Consider the following 15,765-nt stretch of genomic DNA (forward strand, 5'->3'; position numbering starts at 1 on the left):
CGTGCTTTCATTACTTTCCCCTTAGGTTCCTACTTGACCAGATGTGGCGGCAGATCGGCGCCGCCGCCGTCGTAGCCGCCGCCGCCGTACAGCGTTGGGTCGGCTACCCATTCGACGAACTTGCCTCGGACGCCGCGGTTGCTGCCGCCAAGACCTGTAAGGTCGCCGCCTTCGGCTCCGGGGAAGCTGTATCCGAGGAGAAGAAAGGCGGCATAACCCTTGATGTAGTACTTACCGCCCGCGCCGGTGCCGGTGGCAGGCGTAAAGACGGGAAACAGGATCACCTTGTTCAGATACGTGGGTATGAGTGCCTTGCATTCCGAGGGAATACTCAGCCCTGTGTTTGTCTTGGCATAGGGGTCGGTGACTCCTGCTGTTGACGGATCGTCCGGATACACGGTGGCCTGGCACTTGCCCGGGTCCGGCATCAACCACTCAAATCCGCCTGGTATGGTCGCCCCCGACGGGCTGTCGCTGACACAGTTCTCACTGCCGTGAGTCAAAATCGTGTGCACGGTTCCATCGACGTCAAACTGGCACGGCGCAAATGTAATGGGCAACGTAGCTGGACCCGATCCAGGCGACCCCCAAGCGGCCGTCGAGGTGGCGCCAACCGTGACCGGCCCGGCGTTCAGGGCGCTGGCAAACATCTTGGTCAAGAAGCTACTAGAGCCATTTCTCGTCGATGTAGTGACCGTTACCTGGCCGGCGACGCTCAGATCTACAGAAGCGTCACTGGTGCCGTCATTCGAATTCGCGTTGGCCAACGGACCGGCCAGGGAAGCCACGCACGGGCCAGGATCACAACTCTTGGCCACTGCAAGCGCGCCAGCGTCAGCTCCGTTTTGAAGCTGCGCGCGTTCCGCATAGATCTGTCCGACATCAACAGCCATGGCGCCGGCACCGATGAGGACCAGCATCATGACGGCGACCATTACGCCGGCAGCGCCGTGTTCGCGGGACTCGTCATCGCCGACACGCTTAGTTACCCACCGCATTGCATTGCTCCTTTGCCCTTAAGGACGAGAGATGATCCGAAGAATCCGGTGAGGGATGATCCCGTATATGTCACGGTCACTTCCGCGCTCGGAGTCGGGGTTACTGTGGGGCAGGAAGCAGCAGAGTAGTCAAAACTCAACAAAGCTGTATTGATCGATGGTGCGCCAGTCTTGCCAGCGGCAGTTGCTTTCGCTGCGTCGTGCGTGATTGCCATGGTTCTGGCCGCCTCACGTGACGCCTGGGTGACCGAGACCTGAACGTTGTATGCATTGGAGAACTCGACAATTGCAATAATCAAAGCGACAAGAATTGGCGCCACGAGCGCAAACTCAACGGCAACGGCGCCGCGCTCTGCGTCTTTGCGATTTCTTGGGCTGCGTTTCAATGTGTCCCCCTGGACGGTTGCAGCGTGAAAATGATGTGGTGTGCCGCGCTGATGAGCGCGGCACACCGGGTGCATCTCGAACTACCAACCGCCGACCGTGGTCGCGAGACTGCTGAAGAAGGTCTGAAGGTTCGTTCCAAAGAGCGTTACCCCAGCGACGATGACGAGAGCAATGAGGCCAACCAAAAGCGAATATTCGGTTGCCGTCGCGCCCTTCTCCGTGGTGACAACAGCGCGAAACGCGGTTATCACTTGTCGGACGTATGCATTGAGATTGCGCATCGCTTTTGTTCCCTTCAATTTGGGGCTGTTACCAGCCGCCAACCTTCGTAGCAAGGCTGCTGAAGAAGGTCTGAAGGTTGGTACCGAAGAGCGTGACGCCGGCGACGATCACCAGTGCGATGAGCCCTACAAGAAGCGAGTACTCGGTAGCTGTTGCACCCTTTTCCGAAGAGAAGCGATCCTTGACGCCGGCGATGAACGCAGTCATTGAGACCATAAGAGAAGTCATTGTATTTTCCTTTAATTCGGTGAAATTGGTTCTTTTTTATTCCAACGAATTTCCAGCTGCCCCCATAAATATTTAGCGGCTGGACTTCGCTAAGAAGAGATTGTCACTGGGGGGTATGGGGCAACAATGCGTAGTGGTACTCGACTTTTGGGGCAGACACCAAAAGTACGTACTCGAATACGGGGTCGAGTACTCAGTCGCCGTTCATATGTATCAGGCTGGTTACTTGCTGTTGTTGATGAAGCGGCCGGCGTGCGGCAGGATAATCGGCTGGGTTTGCTAGCCGATGAAGAACGTGACTGCGGCGACAGCTCCGAGCATCGAGGGGCCGTGGGGTACTTCGGTGGCCTTATTCCGGCCTTTTCGACTGAGCACAAGCACTGTGACGATGCCATTCAAGACGAAGCCAATGAGGCCGCCGTAGAGCAGTTGGCTCCAACCTAGGTACCCCAGGTAAAGGCCGACAGGCGCGGCGAGCTTCACGTCGCCCATCCCGATGCCGCCGGGGGAAACGAGTCCCAAAATCAGGTAGGCAGCGAACAAAATAACCGCTCCCAGGGATGCGCGGAGCAGATCGTCAGATTGCTTACCAAATAGTCCCGGCAATAAAAGCAGTGAAAGACCGCCGGCCAGCAGTATTAACACGAGGGGATTTGGCAGCAAATGGAGCGCCATGTCTATCCGTGCCAGCTGGGTGCCCAATACGGAAAGTAAAAGGAAGGCTGGAAGGGTCAATGCGTTGCCGAAATGCGCGGCAAAGGCCGCGCATGCGATGCCGGTGAGCGTCGCCGTCGTAATTCTTGCCTGCAGTCCCGGCGTCTCGCCGAGCCTCGGAAGAAGCTTCGCAATCAGGAGTTCGGCGATGGGGGAGAGGATGCCTCCCAGAATCCCGGCGCCGACGACTAGCAGTGTGCTGGTGGGATCCCCATTCGCCGCTGACAGCACTGCATCCCCCTGCGTTGATTGGGCCGGCGTGGCCCCAGCGGCCTCCGGCTACCTCATTTTGACCCCGAACCACCTGACGCGCTAATCTTGGGAGTCGTTGTGCGTGTCCTATTCCGATGGTGCGTGCCCGCTTGAGGATCCGGTTGCAGGATAACTACTCAACGTGCACATTCGGAACTTCAGGATGACTGGTTACATGGAGCCCTCACCTCTGTTCCGGTAGCGCGCAGACAGTAGGTGCGCGAGCTAGCGACACCTAAACAAGAACGCCAGAACAAGAACGAGGCAAACACCGTGCGTACGTACACCCCGAAGCCCGGCGATATCAACCGCCAGTGGCACGTCATTGACGCCACCGACGTTGTCCTTGGTCGTCTTGCAAGCCAGACCGCAATCCTGCTGCGCGGCAAGCACAAGGCCACTTTCGCATCCCACATGGACATGGGCGACTTTGTCATCATCATCAACGCTGAAAAGGTAGCCCTGACCGGCGCCAAGCTGGAGCAGAAGCGCGCATACCGCCACTCCGGCTACCCGGGCGGCCTGACCTCCGTCAACTACGCGGAACTGCTGGAATCCAACCCGGTCCGCGCCGTTGAGAAGGCCATCAAGGGCATGCTCCCCAAGAACTCCCTCGCTGCCCAGCAGCTGGGCAAGCTGAAGGTGTACCGCGGTGCTGAGCACCCGCACGCTGCCCAGCAGCCCAAAACTTTCGAAATCACCCAGGTCGCCCAGTAGTCCTGGCCACCAAACAACTTATCTATACAAGGAGAATCGTGGCTCAGAACGAAGAGACCACCGAGGTCGTAGAGGCCGAGGAAAACCTGACCAGCTACACCTCTGAGAGCTCAGCTGCTGAAGCTGCTCCCAAGAAGGAGCGTCCGGCACTGACCGTTGCCGGCGCAGCCGTTGGCCGCCGTAAGGAAGCCGTTGCACGCGTCCGCGTCGTGCCCGGCTCCGGCAAGTGGACCATCAACGGCCGCGAGCTGGCGAACTACTTCCCGAACAAGCTGCACCAGCAGGACGTCAACGAGCCTTTCAAGATCCTTGATCTCGAAGGCGCCTACGACGTCATCGCCCGCATCCACGGCGGCGGCATCTCTGGCCAGGCCGGTGCCCTGCGCCTCGGCATCGCCCGTTCGCTGAACGAGATCGATGTTGAGAACAACCGCCCGACGCTGAAGAAGGCCGGTTACCTGTCCCGCGACGCCCGTGTCATCGAGCGTAAGAAGGCCGGTCTCAAGAAGGCCCGTAAGGCTCAGCAGTACTCCAAGCGCTAAACCCGCTAGCACAGAAGCCCGTCTCGCCATTGGCGGGGCGGGCTTCTTGCGTTACTGGTTACATGAACAATTTGAGAGGCGGGCATTACCGTCCTCCAGCCTTCATCTGTATGCCTTCTGCTGCGCCTTCAGGTCGTAGACGGTCGCACCGTCTATTAGGGTGGATGAAAACCTGGATTTGACCCAGCGAGATATTTCGAGAAGGTCAGAGCTCCGGCCGGGAAGGTCCAAATGGTCCTGGTGCCAGACGAGTAGGCATATCCTTCCCTCTTGGACGAGCAATTGAAATTGCTCCAGTGTCGGTGCAGGGTCCGTGCCGTTGAAACCGCCAAGCGGTAGCACCGCCTTGGAGCTAGCCAGCTGAAGCTTCGCTGCTGATTGTGACGGGTACGTAGCCGCTCCCCAATCGCATGAAGAAGTATCACGAGTTAGCGCAGTCAATGCCGGTGATGGATCAAACCCGAAACCCAGATCGTAGGACCACCCTGCTCCCTTAGCTTCTACATTTGCCAGGAATCGACTAATCGAGGTGCTGCTTTTGGTGAGTGGGCCCGAAACTGGGTTTGAACCTTGGTGAGCCACTGACGTCGTGTACACAGACGTTGCTACGGGACCGGCTATTAAACCGCCAGCCGCACAGGCACACGCGACGACGTTTATCCACTTTGCGGGCGGCCTGATTGCCAGGAGCGCGGCACCCACAAGGCCCAAGACCAGTGACGCACTGATGAAAGCAGCATGCCAGCCTTCGACTCCACTCAGGAGTGCCCACTCCACCAGGGACCCAATTAGTACGCTACATGAGGCTAGGATCCGGCCGAGTATCCTAGACTTCATAGCCAAGATTGACTCGAGGCCCATGCCAATCATGAGTGCCATGGGAGGGGCCAATGTCGCAGTGTAATACGTGTGAATGCCATCTCCCATGAACGACAGCATGATGTAAGCGGTCAGGAACCAGACCAGAGAGATAACAGCGGTAGCCCGACGTGCCGGAGTGTTGGCCACACCCCGCCATGCGAGCAGCAGCCATACGCACGAGAACAATCCGACCACGAGCAGCCAGCCTATCTCCTGTGAAAAGTTGCCGTTGAGCAACCGCAGAAAACCAGCGTCGCTTTCCGCAGATTTGAAAGCCTCCGGAATCAAACCAACGGTTGGGTCCTTCTGCGTCGGAAAGAGTCGACCTAGGCCGTTATAAGCGAGTGTGAGTTCAACTGCACTGTTATTAGTCGAACCCCCGACAAATGGTCTGCTGTTGGGCGGTATCAGTTCAACTGCTGCTGTCCACAACCCACCAAGAAGCACCAGGGAGACGGCCCCACACGTGTAGGCTCGAAGTTTCTTTGTCCATACACAAGTGGCCGAAACCATGAAGGCTACCCCGAGTGCGGGCACATTAAGGAGTGCCTGGAGCTGCTTAGTCATGAAGGCGAGCCCCAGCAGGGCGCCTGCAAACGCAAAAGGTATACAGTTTCCGGATTCTACCGCCCGTATCACAAAATAGGTCGCCGCGACCATAAGCAGCAACATCAAAGGGTCAGGATTGTTGTATCGGGAGAGAAGGGTGATGATTGGGGTCGTGAAGAATGTCGTTGCTGCCACTAAAGCGGTAACAGCCGAAAAGTTACGGCGGACAATCACGTAGATCAAAAGCGTTGTTGTAACTCCCATGACTGCTTGGGGGATCAGTATGCTTGTGGGCGATAATCCAAACAATCTGGCCGATGCCCCCATTATCCATAAGCTGAGAGGGGGTTTATCCACCGTGATTGCGTTTCCCCAATCGGACGAGCCAAAGAAAAATGCTTTCCAATTCATTGTCCCGGATTGGACTGCTGCCGAATAAAAAGAGTTGGCCCACCCATTTATGCCGATGTTGGTGAAATAGAGGCCCGTATTCGTGAGGAGCAGTAGAAGAAGAGCAGGTCGCTCCCAAGCCGAGCCTTCCCTGGTGCCTCGAAAGAGTTGCCGTGCAAAGGAAGCCCAACGTTTTGCCCCACTTCTATATTTCGGTCGCGATGACAACTTTTCGCCGTTAGGAACCGAGGTCAAAGATCGTGACGCCATCAACGTTCTGCTCCCTAAAGTTTTCCTGCACCCATCGTGAGATATCAATCGTGTTCTGGCTCAGTTCGCCCCGGTCCAGAAGGTCCTGTTGCCAGATGAAGTAGCCAACTCTTCTTTCAGCCACAAGTGCCTCGAACTGAGCTAGAGTCGGAGCCGGGTCCGTTCCGAGCCAACCGCCCACAGCGATCACAGGCTGGCCTGATTCAAGTTGGTACAGGGCTGCATTCTGGGCTGAGAAAGTGGCTGCGGCCCAGGTGCTTTTGCCTCTGGTCAGGCTAAGCATTTCTGTTATGGATTCAACTGGTGTCGAACCGTAGGCGGTTTGTAGAGCCCAAGCTGGGGATCCGGCCTTTGCCATCAACAGGAGCCGGGACATGGCCATTGGATCGTTGGCTATGGGGCCGGACTGGGGGTTGGTGCCGTTTTGCGTAGTGGAAATGGTGTAGACATCAGCTCCAAAGGGGGCTATCACTAGGGCCGCTGCGACGGCAGTGGAGGCGATTAGTGCTTGTTTTTGGTCTTTACTCACTAACCATCCACCCGCGGCGGCGATCCCGGTTATGACAACGAGCACCCGGAACCACGTTGGCCACTGATCGCTGTAATTGAGAACTCTGACGCACATATACGTGGACGAACCAACAACCAGAGCGCCAATCATCCGAAGGGCGAACCTGTCCCGCTGTTGCCAGAGAACGGCGAGTCCGACTGGAATCACCAGAGCGACCGGCGCGGCTAGTGAGTAGGTGTAGTAGGTGTGGATCATGGATCCCATGAAACAGAGCAAAAGGAACGTGATCGCAAACCAACTGGTGGATACCACGACCAGGCACTTTTGCAGTCGTGCAAGTCTCAAGGTTCGATACAAAACCACCAGTACGATCGTCAAAGCTATTGCCGTGAACGTAAGCCACGCTATCTCAGGGGCGAAGTTGCCATCGAAGATTCGCGTGAAGCCGCCGTTGTAGGGTGCAAGTTCATCCTTCGAAGTAGCTCGATTCCCGCTTATTTGGGTCGGGATGCGAATAAATCTAGCGAGGCCGTTGTAGTCGAGAGTGAGTTCCAGGATGCTGTTCGTTGCTGATCCTCCGACGAATGGTCGATTTGCCGCCGGCGTAAGTTCGACGAGGGCCATCCACCAGCCGCCACTGATGACCAAAGCGACAAACGATCCGACGAGCCGAAGGAGTCGTGATGAGATGGTCCCTGCGCCGAAAATCAGGACCACGAGCACTAGAGCCGGGATGGGGAGAAGTGCTTGGATTTGCTTGGCCATGAAGCCCAGGCCCAGTGATACACCTGCGATCAGGTACCAGTGCCAGAGGTTGCTTTCGACGGCCCGGAGCATGAAATAGACCGCTGCAACAGTCAGCAGCCCCATGAGCGGTTCCGGATTGTTGTACCGGGACATGAGGACGACCACGGGTGTGGTTGCGTAGATAAGGCCGCCCAGAAGTGCCGGTGCAGCGGTGTGGCTTCTGCGGATGATTCTATAAATCAGCCAGGTAGTGGTGACGCCCATGAGCGCCTGGGGGACCAGCAATGCCCAGGAGTTTAGTCCGAATACTCGGACTGAGAGGGACATGATCCAGATGCTGAGAGGCGGTTTGTCCACCGTAATAAGATTTCCGGCGTCTAGGGAACCGTAAAGAAAGGCCTTCCAGTCTTGTGAGCCGGCTTGTGCAGCCGCCGAATAGTACGGGTTAGCCCACCCGTTGCGGTCCAGCCCCCAAAGGAACATTGCAGCCGTGGCGGTTAGGAGGACGGCAAGCCCAACTTTCTCCCAAGGCCAAGGTCCGCGAGCGTCAACGCCTAGTGGGGAAGCCGCGCCGCGGCTCATCTCTGCCACACTCATTGTGCGGATTCCGCAAAGGGCTGCAGCGCAACCAGGCCTGACCGTTGATCATTACCGCGGGCCCGGAAGACCCAGAGGCGCAGCAATACGAACCGCATTAAGGTCGCAAGGACATTGGCGCCTGTTAGCGTCAGTAGTTCCATGCTCGGCAGTGCATCCGGGTTGGCGGCATGGAGGATGAGCAGGGCCGAAGAAGTGATGCCCCATGCGAGCAGGAAGACAATCAGTCCTTGAATCTGCTGGGTTACTAGTCTCGAAGGCCCGATGATCCCGAAAGTGAAGCGCCGGTTCGCTGCGGTGTTGCCAACAGCGGTCAGAAGTAAGGCCAGAAAATTAGCCTCTTGAGAACTGAACGGACCCTGAAGCAACAAATAAAGCACGGCGAACGCCACGGTGGAGGCAATCCCCACAAGCCCGAAACGGAGCACTTGACCAAAGAAGCTTGGACGGCCCAGGGGCACGATCGGTCGACGCCCGAGCTCCGCGTAAAGAGCCTGAACGGGAATCACACCATTTACCAGCGAGCCCGCTACGCGCACCATGCCTCTGAGATCATCCAGAGCTGTCTGCTTGATGTCCACCCGGCTGTCCGGATCATCCACCCAGTCGACAGGAATCTCGTGAATGCGAAGCCCTGAACGCTCAGCGATAATCAAAAGCTCCGTGTCAAAAAACCAACCGTTGTCCTCAACGTGGGGAAGCAACCGTTTTGCCACGTCGGTTCGAATGGCTTTGAACCCGCACTGGGCGTCGGAAAACCTGACCTGCATCGTGCGCCGCAGCAGGAAATTGTAGGACCTGGAAATAAACTCCCGTTTGGGACCGCGGCTCACCCTGGAACTCTGGCCCAAACGGGTGCCGATGGAAATATCAGAATGCCCGGACAGCAGGGGGGCCACCAAAGGTGGAAGCGCTGCAAGATCCGTGGAGAGGTCGACGTCCAGGTAGGCCAGCACTTTTGCATCGGAGGCAGACCAGGCGTCCCTTAGCGCGTACCCGCGTCCTTTGACCTCGAGACGCCGATACTCAACGTTTGGCAGGTGCTCGCTAAGTCGAGCGGCAATCACCGGTGTCCGGTCAGTGCTTGCATTATCGGCGATGGTGATTTTCCACGTCGACGGCATTTCATTCGTCAGATATTCGGCGAGCCTTGTGATGCTTCGTTCCAGTACCGCTTCTTCGTTGTAGACCGGTACTACAATTTCGAGCGCCAAGCCCCCATAGCTAGGTGTCATGCATGGATCGTAGGGGCCGCCAAATAGGCGTGGCGAGGGTTTCGAGTAAAGACAGGTAGCAGGCAAAAAAACCAAGTAGTCCCAGTAATGTGCCCAGACCGTCAGCAGGTACTCGACAGGTAGGGCCAGCTGCGGAACGCCGACTACGCAGATCTTGGCGGCACCCATCCTCTACACTTGACCGGTGTCTAGATTATTTGGAACTGATGGTGTCCGGGGGCTGGCCAATGGCCTGCTGACAGCAGAGCTGGCCCTGCAGCTGGCCCAGGCGGCCGCCGTCGTGCTTGGTCACGACCGCAACTCCAACGGCTCCCGGCCCCGCGCCGTGCTGGCCCGCGACCCGCGCGCCAGCGGTGAATTCATCGCCGCCGCCGTGGAAGCCGGGCTCTCCAGCTCTGGCATCGACGTCTATGACGCCGGCGTCCTGCCGACCCCCGCCGCCGCCTACCTGGTCGCGGACCTAGACGCCGACTTCGGTGTCATGATCTCCGCCTCCCACAACCCGGCGCCGGACAACGGCATCAAATTCTTCGCCCGCGGCGGCCAGAAGCTGCCGGACGACGTCGAGGACGCCATCGAGGCCCAGATGACCAAGGAAGCCGTCCGCCCCACCGGGCCCGACGTTGGCCGCATCCAGCGCTTCTCCGACGCAGAGGACCGCTACATCGTCCACCTGCTCCGCACCCTCCCGCACCGCCTGGACGGCCTCACCGTCGTCCTGGACTGCGCCAACGGTGCCGCCAGCGGCTGCTCACCCCAGCTCTTCAAGGACGCCGGCGCCGACGTCATCGTCATCGGCGCCGACCCTGACGGCCTGAACATCAACGACGGCGTGGGCTCCACCCACCTGGGCCCCCTCAAGGAGGCCGTGGTCAAGTACGGCGCGAACCTGGGCATCGCCCACGACGGCGACGCCGACCGCTGCCTGGCCGTGGACCACGAGGGCAACGAGGTGGACGGTGACCAGATCATGGCTATCCTCGCCATCGCGCTCAAGCAGTCCGGCAAGCTCAAGGACGACGTCCTGGTGGCCACCGTCATGAGCAACCTCGGCCTGAAGCTCGCCCTCCGCGACGCCGGCATCACCATCCTGGAAACCGCGGTGGGGGACCGTTACGTCCTGGAAGGCATGCGCGACGGCGGCTACAACCTGGGCGGCGAACAGTCCGGCCACGTGATCTTCTCCGACCACGCCACCACCGGCGACGGCCTCCTCACCGGGCTTCAGCTCGCCGCACAGGTGGCCCTGACCGGCAAGCCGCTCAAGGAACTCGCCACGGTCATGACCAAGCTCCCGCAGGTGCTCATCAACGTCAAGGGTGTCGACCGCAGCCGCGTGGGCAGCAGCGACGTCCTGGCCCAGGCCGTGGCAGCTGCGGAAGCCGCCCTCGGCGACACCGGCCGCGTCCTGCTCCGTCCCTCCGGCACCGAGCCGGTGGTCCGCGTGATGGTGGAAGCCGCCGACGAAGAGACTGCCCAGTCCATCGCCGAACACCTGGCCCAGGTGGTCCGGACCGAACTCGCACTGGAACTCGCCTCAAACTAGGCACAGCAAGAAAAGTGGCCCGCCTCCCAGCCGGGAGACGGGCCACTTGCGTTTGGGAAAAATTAGATAGCGCGGTCTTTCAGTGCATCCCGGATCTCGGTCAGCAATGCAACCTGCGGGTCCTCGGCAGCATCCTTCTTGACGTCCTTGTTGATCCCCAGCCGTCGGTTGCGGCGCTCGATCATCATGTTCATCGGCATCACCACCACGAAGTAGATGGCAGCCGCGATCAGCAGGAAGTTTACGATTGCAGTCAGCAGTACTCCGAATTCGATGGCGTTGCCGTTCAGGTTTACCTTCGCAAAACTGTCGAAATTCGGTGCCCCCACCAGGCCTGAGATGAACGGCATCAGCACCTTGTTCACCAGCGCCGTGACCACCGCTCCGAACGCGGTACCCATGACAACGGCCACGGCAAGGTCAACAACGTTGCCCTTCATAATGAAGTTCTTGAATCCACTAAGCATGAGAACCAACCTAGCGCACCGGGATTACAGGTACGCCGGTGCCGCTTCCAAGCCGAAGTATTCCTCGAGGGTGCCGATGCCGCGGTTCAGCATGTCCGTGGCCGCCTCCACCCCCACGTACCGCAGGTGCCACGGCTCGTAGTAGTACCCCGTGATGGGGTGCAGCATCCACGGGTAGCGCACCACGAATCCGAACCGGTGCCCGTTCGCTTTCGCCCACGTGGCGGCAGGCTGCTCCGCGAAGCACGGCTGGAAGCTGCAGGCACCTCCGCCGTCCCCGATGTCGAACGCCCACCCGGTCTGGTGCTCCGAGTGGCCGGGCCGCGCACTGGCGGTGTCGGCGTCGGCCTGCCCCCGCGCCGCGACATACCCGTTGTACGTGGTCACCTGCGTGCTGTATGAGCGGTAGCCGCTGGCCAGGACCGTCGTCACACCGTCCCGCGCGGCCGCCGCGAACATCGCCTCGGCCGCTGCCGCCGTGGTGCTGTTCAGCAGCGACGCCTCACCAGCGGCCGAGATCGCGACGGCGGGACGCACCAAGTCAGCCGGCACATAGTCCGCCGGCTTCAGCGCCCGGTGCTTGTTCACGATGACCCAGGGGCTCGCCGGATCATCGAGCGAAAACTGCCGCGCCAAGGCCGCCGATGGCGACGGTGTGGGGGCCGGCGCCTCGGGCGGCTGGCCCACTGTGGCCGCGTTCGCCGTCGGGCCGGCTGACGCGGTAGCGGCCGCAGGGGAGGGGGAAGGAGAAGGGGCAGCGGACGACGACGGCGCCGCCGCCTTGGGTGCCTCCGGTGTGCAGGCAGCCAGGACAGTCAGCCCGGCCCCCGCCGCGAGGAAGCGCGTGAAGCTGCGCCGGCTGGCGGACCCGCATTGGTAGCACACCTGTGCTACACCTTCCGGAGCAGCATGCGGCGGATGGAGTGGTCCGCCTCTTTGGTCAGCACCAGCTGGGCCCGGCCGCGGGTGGGCAGCACGTTCTCCTCCAGGTTGGGCTCGTTGATCCGCTTCCAGATGTCCCGGGCGGTGTTCTCCGCCTCTTCATCGGACAGCGTGGCGTAGCGGTGGAAGTAGGACTCCGGCTGCGCGAACGCGGTGCTGCGCAGCTTCCGGAACCGGTCCACGTACCACTCCTCGATGTAGGAGGTCTTGGCGTCCACGTAGATGGTGAAGTCAAAGAAATCGCTCAGGGCCAGGCCCTGGCGCCCGTCATGCCGGGGACGGGCAGGGGCCAGCACGTTCAGGCCCTCAACGATCAGCACGTCCGGGCGGCGGACCACCACTTCCTTGCCGGGCACAATGTCGTACGTGACGTGGGAGTACCAGGGCGCGCGCACTTCCTCGGCGCCGCCCTTGATCTCGCTCACGAAGCGCAGGAGCGCCCGCCGGTCATAGGACTCCGGGAAACCCTTCCGGTCCAGCAGTTGACGGCGTTTGAGCTCGGCCAGGGGGTAGAGGAACCCGTCGGTGGTGATGAGCTCCACGTTGGGGGTGCCCGGCCAGCGGCGAAGCATCTCCCGCAGCACGCGGGCGATGGTGGACTTGCCCACGGCAACAGAGCCGGCGACGCCGATCACGAACGGGGTGCGCTGGGTCTGCTCGCCCAGGAACGTGGTGGTGGCTGCGTGCAGCTGACCGGCAGCCTCCACGTACAGGTGCAGGAGCCGCGAGAGCGGCAGGTAGACATCCCTGACTTCCTTGATGTCCAGGGGGTCGCCAAGCCCGCGAAGGCGCAGCACATCCTCTTCATTAAGGGGCTGTTCCATCTGGGCTGCGAGCCGGGACCAGGTATGCCTGTCCAGCTCCACGAACGGCGAGGCACCCTCCCCGTTCGCTTCATTGCGTTGCGAAGTCACGCTAAAGATTCTGCCCCGCTCCCGGCCCATCGCGAAATGACGCCCCTGCTCAGTGCGGCGGCACCCGTCACGGAGGCACCGCCGGAGAGCCTCCCGGTTTAGAGCAAGGGGCACGCTGCCGATAGTCTTGTGCCTATGTGTGGAATCGTGGGTTACGTAGGCCGTTCGGTTGACGGTGCAATTAATGGTCACAGTGCGTTGGATGTTGTCCTGGAGGGGCTGCGGCGTCTGGAGTACCGCGGTTATGACTCTGCCGGTGTGGCTGTGGTGTCCCAGGGGGCTATCGAGTCGCGGAAGAAGTCCGGGAAGCTGAGCAACCTGATTGGTGAGCTGGAGGCCCGGCCGTTGCCGGAGACGTTGACCGGTATTGGCCACACGCGGTGGGCGACGCACGGTGGTCCGACGGACCGCAACGCGCACCCGCACCTGGCTGATGGCGGCAAGCTCGCCGTGATCCACAACGGCATCATTGAAAACTTCGCCGAGCTCAAGCTTGAGCTGCTGGAGAAGGGTGTGACGTTCCTGTCCGAGACGGATACGGAGGTCGCCGCGGCGCTGCTGGCGGACATCCTCCGCAACCAGCTGGGCGGGGATACCGCCAACGGTGGCCTGACCCGGGCCATGGAGCTGGCGTGCCAGCGCCTTGAGGGTGCTTTCACGCTGCTGGCCGTGCACGCGGACCAGCCTGACGTCGTCGTGGCCGCGCGCCGTAACTCACCGCTGGTGGTGGGCCTGGGCGAGGGGGAGAACTTCCTGGGTTCGGACGTGTCCGGGTTCATCGATTACACCCGCCGCGCGGTGGAGCTGGGCCAGGACCAGATCGTCACGATCACCGCTGACAGTGTGGAGATCACTGATTTCTTTGGCAACCCGGCGCAGGGCAAGGAATACCACGTGGACTGGGATCCGGCGTCGGCGGAAAAGGGTGGGTTCTCCTCGTTCATGGAGAAGGAAATCCATGACCAGCCCGACGCCGTCGCGCAGACCCTGCTGGGCCGGTCGGACCTGGACGGGAAGCTGACGCTGGATGAGCTGCGGATCGACCCGGAGCTGCTGAAGGAGGTCAACAAGATCATCGTGCTGGCCTGCGGCACCGCCGCGTATGCGGGCATGGTGGCGAAGTACGCGATTGAGAACTGGTGCCGGATCCCCACCGAGGTGGAGCTCGCGCACGAGTTCCGTTACCGGGACCCGATCCTGGACGAGAAGACCCTGGTGGTCTCCATCTCCCAGTCCGGGGAGACCATGGACACCCTGATGGCTGTCCGGTATGCCCGGGAACAGGGTGCGAAGACCATCTCGATCTGCAACACCAACGGCTCCACCATCCCGCGTGAATCCGACGCCGTGCTCTACACGCACGCCGGTCCGGAGATCGCGGTGGCTTCCACCAAGGCGTTCCTGGCCCAGATCACGGCCGCGTACCTGCTGGGCCTGTACCTGGCGCAGCTGCGCGGGAACATCTTCTCGGGCCAGATCAAGGACGTCCTGGCGGACCTGAACAAGATCCCCGCGAAGATCCAGACCATCCTGGACAACGCCGGCCCGCTGCGCGAGCTGGCCCGGTCCATGGCCAACGAGAAGTCCGTGCTGTTCCTGGGCCGTCACGTGGGCTACCCCGTGGCCCTCGAAGGAGCTTTGAAGCTCAAGGAAATCGCGTACATCCACGCCGAAGGCTTCGCGGCCGGTGAGCTCAAGCACGGCCCCATCGCCCTGATCGATGAAGGCCAGCCCGTGTTCGTCGTGGTCCCGTCCCCGCGCGGGCGTGACTCGCTGCACGCCAAGGTGGTCTCCAACATCCAGGAAGTCCGCGCCCGCGGCGCCCGGACCCTGGTCATCGCCGAGGAAGGCGACGAAGCCGTGAAGGCCTACGCCGAGTACGTCTTCTACGTCCCCGAGACCCCCACCCTGCTGATGCCCCTGCTGACCACCGTCCCGTTGCAGATCTTCGCCGCGGAACTCGCCGCAGCCAAGGGCTACGACGTGGACCAGCCCCGCAACCTCGCCAAGAGCGTCACCGTCGAATAAGCGGAATATCGTAAAACAGAAGCCCCGGGCCCCACGGCCCGGGGCTTCTGCTTTAACGCCTGCGTGCCGAGCGGGTTTGCGTAACTTTTGGCCCGCCCCGGCCATCGAAGCCCCGGGATGTCGGGGCGCTCTCCGCGCGTCAGCCTGAAAGTCACGCTTTTCCGCTGATGGCGGACAGCCCGAATGACCCGCGTGCGCGCCCGCTTTCCGCAGGGAGCCTCACCGTAGAATGACACCCATGATCGTTGGCATTGGGGTAGACGTAGTAGACATCGAGCGGTTCGGCCGCCAGCTGGAACGGACGCCGGGCCTGAGGGACCGCCTGTTCGTGCCCGCGGAACGCGAGCTGAACACCCGCTCCCTCGCCGCCCGTTTCGCCGCCAAGGAAGCGGTGGCCAAGGTACTTGGTGCGCCCGCCGGGATGAACTGGCAGGACTGCTGGATCGGCCTCGACCGTAACGGCCCCACCGTCCAGGTAAAGGGCACCGTCCTTGCCGTTGCCGAGGCCAAGGGCGTCAAGCGCTGGCACCTGTCCATCAGCCACGACGGCGGCATCGCCACCGCCACGGTGCTGGCCGAGGGCTGACC

At 61.0% G+C, this 15,765-nt stretch carries 16 protein-coding genes; 5 read left to right on the plus strand and 11 right to left on the minus strand.

Annotated elements, in window-relative coordinates; genetic code table 11:
• Window positions 1–29 precede the first annotated feature (29 nt).
• From MRBLMD1_RS03020 to MRBLMD1_RS03040, 5 genes are all read right to left on the minus strand, one after another.
• Complete coding sequence (locus MRBLMD1_RS03020) at window positions 30–998, minus strand: TadE/TadG family type IV pilus assembly protein (RefSeq protein WP_364397358.1); 969 nt, start codon at window positions 996–998, stop codon at window positions 30–32.
• The gene (locus tag MRBLMD1_RS03025) at window positions 986–1,384 is read right to left on the minus strand and encodes a TadE/TadG family type IV pilus assembly protein (protein WP_364397361.1); all 399 of its coding nucleotides are present in this window, start codon (window positions 1,382–1,384) and stop codon (window positions 986–988) included. The genes MRBLMD1_RS03020 and MRBLMD1_RS03025 overlap by 13 nt, the downstream gene beginning before the upstream one ends.
• Before the next feature lie 81 nt (window positions 1,385–1,465).
• Complete coding sequence (locus MRBLMD1_RS03030) at window positions 1,466–1,666, minus strand: Flp family type IVb pilin (RefSeq protein WP_364397364.1); 201 nt, start codon at window positions 1,664–1,666, stop codon at window positions 1,466–1,468.
• 28 nt (window positions 1,667–1,694) lie between these two features.
• Window positions 1,695–1,895 carry a Flp family type IVb pilin gene (locus tag MRBLMD1_RS03035; protein WP_175316341.1) on the minus strand — a complete coding sequence of 67 codons (201 nt, stop codon included), beginning with the start codon at window positions 1,893–1,895 and terminating at the stop codon, window positions 1,695–1,697.
• 279 nt (window positions 1,896–2,174) lie between these two features.
• The gene (locus MRBLMD1_RS03040) at window positions 2,175–2,840 is read right to left on the minus strand and encodes a prepilin peptidase (protein ID WP_364397367.1); all 666 of its coding nucleotides are present in this window, start codon (window positions 2,838–2,840) and stop codon (window positions 2,175–2,177) included.
• A gap of 294 nt (window positions 2,841–3,134) precedes the next feature.
• On the opposite strand from MRBLMD1_RS03040, the gene rplM reads away from it, so the two are divergent.
• Window positions 3,135–3,578 carry a 50S ribosomal protein L13 gene (gene rplM, locus MRBLMD1_RS03045; protein WP_015937805.1) on the plus strand — a complete coding sequence of 148 codons (444 nt, stop codon included), beginning with the start codon at window positions 3,135–3,137 and terminating at the stop codon, window positions 3,576–3,578.
• Between the two features lie 38 nt (window positions 3,579–3,616).
• Window positions 3,617–4,120 carry a 30S ribosomal protein S9 gene (gene rpsI, locus MRBLMD1_RS03050; protein WP_159631395.1) on the plus strand — a complete coding sequence of 168 codons (504 nt, stop codon included), beginning with the start codon at window positions 3,617–3,619 and terminating at the stop codon, window positions 4,118–4,120.
• A gap of 102 nt (window positions 4,121–4,222) precedes the next feature.
• Here rpsI and MRBLMD1_RS03055 read toward each other — a convergent pair whose 3' ends face one another.
• From MRBLMD1_RS03055 to MRBLMD1_RS03065, 3 genes are all read right to left on the minus strand, one after another.
• Window positions 4,223–6,190, minus strand: coding sequence for a glycosyltransferase family 39 protein (locus tag MRBLMD1_RS03055; RefSeq protein ID WP_364397370.1), 1,968 nt, complete (start codon window positions 6,188–6,190; stop codon window positions 4,223–4,225).
• Window positions 6,159–7,931, minus strand: coding sequence for a glycosyltransferase family 39 protein (locus MRBLMD1_RS03060; RefSeq protein ID WP_364397994.1), 1,773 nt, complete (start codon window positions 7,929–7,931; stop codon window positions 6,159–6,161). Before MRBLMD1_RS03060 ends, MRBLMD1_RS03055 begins: the two co-directional genes overlap by 32 nt.
• 110 nt (window positions 7,932–8,041) lie before the next feature.
• Window positions 8,042–9,280 carry a bifunctional glycosyltransferase family 2/GtrA family protein gene (locus MRBLMD1_RS03065; RefSeq protein WP_175316446.1) on the minus strand — a complete coding sequence of 413 codons (1,239 nt, stop codon included), beginning with the start codon at window positions 9,278–9,280 and terminating at the stop codon, window positions 8,042–8,044.
• A 184-nt stretch (window positions 9,281–9,464) separates the two neighbouring features.
• Between MRBLMD1_RS03065 and glmM the strand changes: the two genes are divergently transcribed.
• The gene (gene glmM / locus MRBLMD1_RS03070; protein ID WP_364397373.1) at window positions 9,465–10,826 is read left to right on the plus strand and encodes a phosphoglucosamine mutase; all 1,362 of its coding nucleotides are present in this window, start codon (window positions 9,465–9,467) and stop codon (window positions 10,824–10,826) included.
• A gap of 62 nt (window positions 10,827–10,888) precedes the next feature.
• On the opposite strand, the gene mscL is transcribed toward glmM, so the two are convergent.
• From mscL to coaA, 3 genes are read right to left on the minus strand one after another with little or no spacing between them, the layout of a single operon-like run.
• The gene (mscL, locus tag MRBLMD1_RS03075) at window positions 10,889–11,293 is read right to left on the minus strand and encodes a large conductance mechanosensitive channel protein MscL (protein ID WP_307488161.1); all 405 of its coding nucleotides are present in this window, start codon (window positions 11,291–11,293) and stop codon (window positions 10,889–10,891) included.
• Between the two features lie 24 nt (window positions 11,294–11,317).
• Window positions 11,318–12,178, minus strand: a complete 861-nt coding sequence (locus MRBLMD1_RS03080) for a M15 family metallopeptidase (protein WP_364397377.1) — start codon at window positions 12,176–12,178, stop codon at window positions 11,318–11,320.
• A 5-nt stretch (window positions 12,179–12,183) separates the two neighbouring features.
• Complete coding sequence (gene coaA / locus MRBLMD1_RS03085; RefSeq protein ID WP_364397380.1) at window positions 12,184–13,179, minus strand: type I pantothenate kinase; 996 nt, start codon at window positions 13,177–13,179, stop codon at window positions 12,184–12,186.
• A gap of 105 nt (window positions 13,180–13,284) precedes the next feature.
• On the opposite strand from coaA, the gene glmS reads away from it, so the two are divergent.
• Window positions 13,285–15,177, plus strand: a complete 1,893-nt coding sequence (glmS, locus tag MRBLMD1_RS03090) for a glutamine--fructose-6-phosphate transaminase (isomerizing) (RefSeq protein WP_364397383.1) — start codon at window positions 13,285–13,287, stop codon at window positions 15,175–15,177.
• 238 nt (window positions 15,178–15,415) lie between these two features.
• Window positions 15,416–15,763 carry a holo-ACP synthase gene (locus tag MRBLMD1_RS03095; protein WP_159631405.1) on the plus strand — a complete coding sequence of 116 codons (348 nt, stop codon included), beginning with the start codon at window positions 15,416–15,418 and terminating at the stop codon, window positions 15,761–15,763.
• Window positions 15,764–15,765: the final 2 nt, after the last annotated feature.

Source organism: Pseudarthrobacter sp. LMD1-1-1.1, from assembly GCF_040676255.1.
Classification (GTDB): Bacteria; Actinomycetota; Actinomycetes; order Actinomycetales; family Micrococcaceae; genus Arthrobacter.

Bases quoted from the DNA above. Each gene is read 5' to 3' on its own strand.
- MRBLMD1_RS03020 (WP_364397358.1), bottom strand. From the start codon at position 998: ATGCGGTGGGTAACTAAGCGTGTCGGCGATGACGAGTCCCGCGAACAC.
- MRBLMD1_RS03030 (WP_364397364.1), bottom strand. From the start codon at position 1,666: ATGCGCAATCTCAATGCATACGTCCGACAAGTGATAACCGCGTTTCGC.
- MRBLMD1_RS03035 (WP_175316341.1), bottom strand. From the start codon at position 1,895: ATGACTTCTCTTATGGTCTCAATGACTGCGTTCATCGCCGGCGTCAAG.
- MRBLMD1_RS03055 (WP_364397370.1), bottom strand. From the start codon at position 6,190: ATGGCGTCACGATCTTTGACCTCGGTTCCTAACGGCGAAAAGTTGTCA.
- MRBLMD1_RS03060 (WP_364397994.1), bottom strand. From the start codon at position 7,931: ATGTTCCTTTGGGGGCTGGACCGCAACGGGTGGGCTAACCCGTACTAT.
- MRBLMD1_RS03065 (WP_175316446.1), bottom strand. From the start codon at position 9,280: ATGACACCTAGCTATGGGGGCTTGGCGCTCGAAATTGTAGTACCGGTC.
- mscL (WP_307488161.1), bottom strand. From the start codon at position 11,293: ATGCTTAGTGGATTCAAGAACTTCATTATGAAGGGCAACGTTGTTGAC.
- coaA (WP_364397380.1), bottom strand. From the start codon at position 13,179: ATGGGCCGGGAGCGGGGCAGAATCTTTAGCGTGACTTCGCAACGCAAT.
- glmS (WP_364397383.1), top strand. From the start codon at position 13,285: ATGTGTGGAATCGTGGGTTACGTAGGCCGTTCGGTTGACGGTGCAATT.
- MRBLMD1_RS03095 (WP_159631405.1), top strand. From the start codon at position 15,416: ATGATCGTTGGCATTGGGGTAGACGTAGTAGACATCGAGCGGTTCGGC.